A 4579-nucleotide genomic window follows, 5' to 3' on the forward strand; every position below is an offset into this window, starting at 1 on the left:
GCGCCGGCAACACGATCTTGGGAACGGCATCGCCTTTCGCCGGCTTGGGACGCAATCGCCCCATCGCGCCGAGCGCCAGTTTTGTCAATGTGCTCATCGTGCTGATCTCCTTCCGGCGATCATGAAACACGGTAACGAGCGGTCGTGTCTTGCTGCAGATCAAGGAAATGGCGAGCTCTGCCACGAGCAGCGGAGAGCGGTTTGCGCTGAAGACGTGGATGGCCGGGGGCAGTCCGGCCATGACGCGGAAACACTGCGTTGCTTATTCGACGACGTGAACGTTTGCCGCCGCCTTGCGCAAACAATCCCGGCACAGGCAATCCTCGCCGTCGAGCGGCATCGGCAGCCGCGCGGTTTCCTCGGCACACCAGCACGGTCCCGCCAGGCTGCAGGTGAAGTCCGTTCCGCATCGGGAACAGCTGAGCCGGCGGGAGGCTGGAACTTCTAACTTATTTGTCATCAATCCAACCGAATCGTGCCTTGAATCATGCCTTGGGGTCTTCATGTCCGGTTCATGCCGAACCGCGGTATAGTGCGCCCCAATATACGCTTAGGGATCACCCAAGGGAAATCCGATGGCCCGCGATTCGCAAACCGCGCTTGTCGCGCTCAATCGCTTCGGATTTGGCGCGCGCGGCGGCGCGTCGGGCGATCTGGTCAACGCGGCATCCGATCCGCGCGGCTTTGTCAAAGCCGAACTGAACCGCCGCAACGGCGTGTTGCTGGAGATGCCGGGATTGCAGTCGACCCCGGCGCTGGCCGAGGCGGTGTTTGCCTATCAGGCGGAGGTCAAGGCCGCGCGCGAGGCGGTCGAGAAAACGGGTGCGCCGGCCTCCGAAGCCAATCCAGCGCCGGCACTATCGGATTCCAAGGCGCCGCGGCGAAACCTTTCGCTCAACAGCGTCGCGATGGAAATGTCGGGAAAAGATCCGGCGACGAAGCCGCCGGAAAACGGCAACGCGACGATGGCCGCGACCGAGACGATGCAGCCCAATGTCGCGCAGCCCAACGCGCCAAAACAGCCGCAGCAACCGCTCAACGTGATCCAGAAAACCTACCGCGCCGAGGCACTGGCGCGGCTGCAGCGCGCGGTCATCGCCGACTGCGGAATAACCGAGCGACTGGTGGCGTTCTGGTCCAATCATTTCTGCATCTCCGCCAACAAAGGCGAACTGGCGCGGATGTGGGCGGGCTCGTTCGAGCGCGAGGCGATCCGCCCGCACGTGCTGGGGCGCTTCGGCGACATGCTGAAGGCGGTCGAGCAGCATCCGGCGATGCTGTTCTTCCTCGACAACCAGCAATCGCTCGGCCCGGACTCCCGCGCCGGGCAGAACCGCAAGCGCGGCCTCAACGAAAATCTGGCGCGCGAAATCATGGAGCTGCATACGCTCGGGGTCGGCGGCGGCTACTCCCAGCAAGACGTAACCTCGCTGGCGCGCATCATCACCGGCTGGACCTTTGCCGGTCGGCAGGGACAGCTCGGCGCGCCCGGCAATTTTGCCTTCAACGCCAATGCGCATCAGCCCGGCCCGCAGCAGCTGCTCGGCAAGACCTACGAGAACGACGGCGTCGCGCAGGGCGAAGCGGCGCTCGCCGATATCGCGCGCCATCCTTCCACCGCGAAATTCATTGCGACCAAATTCGTCCGTCACTTCGTCGCCGACGATCCGCCGCCCGCTTTGGTGGCGCGGCTGCAGGACGTGTTCCGCAAGTCCGACGGCGACCTCAAGGCGATGACCCTGGCGCTGGTTGATTCCGACGAGGCCTGGCAGGCGCCGTTGACAAAGGTTCGGTCGCCTTACGAATTCCTGGTGGCGACCGGCCGGTTGCTGGCACGAATTCCCGAGGATCCCGGCCTCTATCTCGGTGGCCTCAATCAGCTCGGCCAGCCGCTATGGACGCCGGCCGGGCCGAACGGATTTCCCGACACCAACGCGGCATGGGCCGCGCCCGAGGGGATGAAGCTGCGGCTCGATATCTCGGCGCAGATCGCTTCGCGTCTCGGCAACAATATCGATCCCCGCGATCTGCTGGAGCTCGCCGCGGCGGATGCGGCATCGCCGGAAACACGGCAGGCCATCGAGCGCGCGGAATCGCGGCAGCAGGCGCTGGCGCTATTGTTCATGTCGCCGGAATTCCAGAGGAGATGACGATGGATTGCTGTGAAGGCCGGCTGATCACATCACGGCGCGCTCTGCTGCTCGGCGGCGCCTCGTTCGCCGCCTGGGCGTACTTGCCGAAATTCGCGCGCGCTGCCGATCGCCGCGACCCGCGGCTGATCGTCGTGATCCTGCGCGGCGCGCTCGACGGGCTAGCCACCGTCGCCCCAACAGGCGATCCCGATTACGCCGGCCTGCATGGTTCGATCGCACTGACCCCCGATGGCCCGCATGCGGCGACCATGCTGGACTCCTTCTTCGCGCTGCATCCGTCGATGCCGGAGTTCGCGCGGATGTATAAGGAGAAACATGCCGCCGTGATCCACGCCGTGTCGACGCCGTATCGCGACCGCTCGCATTTCGACGGTCAGGACGTGCTCGAAAGCGGTTTTGCGGGTCCGGGGCGGGTGCAGTCGGGCTGGCTCAATCGCGCGCTGGAAGGATTGCCGCGCGGCGAGCGCGTGACGGGCGCGCTCGCCGTCGGTCCGACCACGCCGCTGGTGCTGCGCGGCGCGGCGCCGACCTTCGGCTGGGCGCCGGTGGCGGTGCCGCAGGCCGATGACGATACCGCGATGCGGCTGGTCGAGCTTTACCGGCACCGCGATCCGGCGCTGGCGACGGCGTTGTCGCAGGGGTTGCAGCTCGACAAGACCGCGCAGGGCGACGACATGAAGCCGAAGCCCGGCACCAACGCGATCGGCGCGATGCGGCTCGTGGCGCGCGGCGCCGCCAAGCTGATGGCGGCCGATGACGGCCCGCGGATCGCGGCGCTCGCCTTCGATGGCTGGGATACCCACGCCAATGAAGGCGGCCCGGTGGGGCGGCTGGCGCAGTTGCTGTCCGGCCTCGACGGCGCGCTCGCGGAATTCGAAAGCGGATTGGGCGAGCGCTGGCGCGACACCGTCGTGGTCGTCGCGACCGAGTTCGGCCGCACCGCGCGCATCAACGGCACGGAGGGTACCGATCACGGCACCGGCACCATCGCGCTGCTGGCCGGCGGCGCGGTGAAAGGCGGAAGGGTCATCTGTGATTGGCCCGGGCTGAAGCCGGCCAATCTCTATGAGGCCCGCGACCTCGCGCCGACCACCGACCTGCGCGCCGTGATCAAGGGCGTGCTGCGCGATCATCTCGGCCTTGGCGAGCGCGTGCTGGCGGAAACGGTGTTTCCCGACAGCGCGCCGGTGAAGCCGATGCAGGGGCTGGTGGCGTGAGTCTTGCTGTGCTTCTGTCTTCCGCTGCGGACGCAGCGGAATTGTCGGATTGTGCGCAGTCGGCGGGTCGGCATCGAACAAAAACATGTCGGTAATGACCGAACCCCGTCGGTAACTGGAGATCGAGCCATGTTCATCGCCATGAATCGTTTTCGCGTCGCCAAGGGCTCCGAAGCCGCGTTCGAACACGTCTGGGCGTCGCGCGACAGCCATCTCGGCAAGGTGCCGGGTTTTGTCGAATTTCACCTGCTCAAGGGACCGGAGGCCGAGGATCACACGCTCTATGCGTCGCACACGATCTGGGAAGACAAGGCCGCGTTCGAAGCGTGGACCAAATCGGACGCGTTCCGGGCCGCCCATCAGAAGGCCGGCGACAACAAGCCGCTCTATCTCGGACCTCCGCAATTCGAGGGCTTTGAGGTTTGCCAGACGGTGGCGCGGTCCGAGGCGAGCGCGGCGGCTGGTTAGAGATGTTTCTTTCTTAACCTCTCCCCGCCCTTTGCGGGGAGAGGTCGGAGGCGGCGCGCAGCGGCGCCTCCGGGTGAGGGGCAAGGCGATGCGCGGGCCAAATCGGAAGATGATCCGAATCGCGAGAAAGTTGCGCGTCCATCAAACAGATGCGGAAACAGTTCTCTGGAATCGCATTCGCAACCGCCAGATCGACGGCCATAAATTTGTAAGGCAGGAGCCCATCGGCGGGTACGTCTGTGATTTTGTTTGCCGCGAAAGGCGTCTAATTGTTGAAGTGGACGGTGGGCAGCACAGTGAATCTGCCGCAGACTTGATACGAGATCGCCGGTTGGCTGAGGACGGTCACAAGGTGCTTCGATTCTGGAACAACGAAGTTCTTGGCAATATAGATGGCGTTTTGACTACCATTCAGACCGAGCTGCTTTCTTAACCTCTCCCCGCTTGCGGAGAGAGGTCGCCGCGCTCTTGCGCGGCGGGTGAGGGGGTACTGCGCTCACCATCATGCTCTGAACTTGCCGTAAGAGCCCCTCACCCCGACCCTCTCCCCGCGAAGAGCGGGGAGAGGGAGAAGAGCGCCTCATCCCTTCGTGATCTTGTCGATCTCCGCGAGATCTTCCGCGCTCAGCGCCCAGCCGATTGCCTTCACGTTCTGCTCGACCTGCTCGACACGGGTGGCGCCGGCGATCACGCTCGACACCTGAGGCCGCGCCGCCAGCCATGAGAAGGCGAGTTCGAGCA

At 65.0% G+C, this 4579-nt stretch carries 6 protein-coding genes and 1 pseudogene; 4 read left to right on the top strand and 3 right to left on the bottom strand.

Going from position 1 to position 4579, the window contains the following annotated elements; genetic code table 11:
* Positions 1-241, bottom strand: a pseudogene (locus tag QZ213_RS24890) (hypothetical protein); the annotation flags it as partial.
* Positions 242-262: 21 nt separating this feature from the next.
* Positions 263-460: a cysteine-rich CWC family protein gene (locus QZ213_RS24895; RefSeq protein WP_291688730.1), complete on the bottom strand. Its 198-nt coding sequence runs from the start codon at positions 458-460 to the stop codon at positions 263-265.
* Positions 461-575: 115 nt separating this feature from the next.
* Here QZ213_RS24895 and QZ213_RS24900 point away from each other — a divergent pair, with 115 nt between their 5' ends.
* The 4 genes from QZ213_RS24900 to QZ213_RS24915 all read left to right on the top strand — a co-directional run bounded on the left by QZ213_RS24900 (position 576) and on the right by QZ213_RS24915 (position 4271).
* Complete coding sequence (locus QZ213_RS24900; RefSeq protein ID WP_291688731.1) at positions 576-2150, top strand: DUF1800 family protein; 1575 nt, start codon at positions 576-578, stop codon at positions 2148-2150.
* Positions 2147-3370, top strand: coding sequence for a DUF1501 domain-containing protein (locus QZ213_RS24905; protein WP_291688732.1), 1224 nt, complete (start codon positions 2147-2149; stop codon positions 3368-3370). Before QZ213_RS24900 ends, QZ213_RS24905 begins: the two co-directional genes overlap by 4 nt.
* Positions 3371-3499: 129 nt before the next feature.
* Positions 3500-3838, top strand: a complete 339-nt coding sequence (locus QZ213_RS24910; RefSeq protein WP_291688733.1) for an antibiotic biosynthesis monooxygenase — start codon at positions 3500-3502, stop codon at positions 3836-3838.
* Between the two features lie 88 nt (positions 3839-3926).
* A complete protein-coding gene (locus QZ213_RS24915) occupies positions 3927-4271 on the top strand; it encodes a DUF559 domain-containing protein (protein WP_291688734.1) in 345 nt (114 codons plus the stop codon).
* A gap of 147 nt (positions 4272-4418) precedes the next feature.
* Here the strand turns inward: QZ213_RS24915 and QZ213_RS24920 are convergent.
* Positions 4419-4579 (bottom strand): aldo/keto reductase (locus QZ213_RS24920; RefSeq protein ID WP_291688735.1); only part of this gene is annotated, 161 nt, incomplete at its 5' end.

Source organism: Bradyrhizobium sp., assembly GCF_017881085.1.
Lineage (GTDB): Bacteria > Pseudomonadota > Alphaproteobacteria > Rhizobiales > Xanthobacteraceae > Bradyrhizobium.

Coding starts and splice junctions, on each gene's coding strand:
- QZ213_RS24895 (WP_291688730.1), bottom strand. CDS start 460: ATGACAAATAAGTTAGAAGTTCCAGCCTCCCGCCGGCTCAGCTGTTCC.
- QZ213_RS24900 (WP_291688731.1), top strand. CDS start 576: ATGGCCCGCGATTCGCAAACCGCGCTTGTCGCGCTCAATCGCTTCGGA.
- QZ213_RS24905 (WP_291688732.1), top strand. CDS start 2,147: ATGACGATGGATTGCTGTGAAGGCCGGCTGATCACATCACGGCGCGCT.
- QZ213_RS24910 (WP_291688733.1), top strand. CDS start 3,500: ATGTTCATCGCCATGAATCGTTTTCGCGTCGCCAAGGGCTCCGAAGCC.
- QZ213_RS24915 (WP_291688734.1), top strand. CDS start 3,927: ATGCGCGGGCCAAATCGGAAGATGATCCGAATCGCGAGAAAGTTGCGC.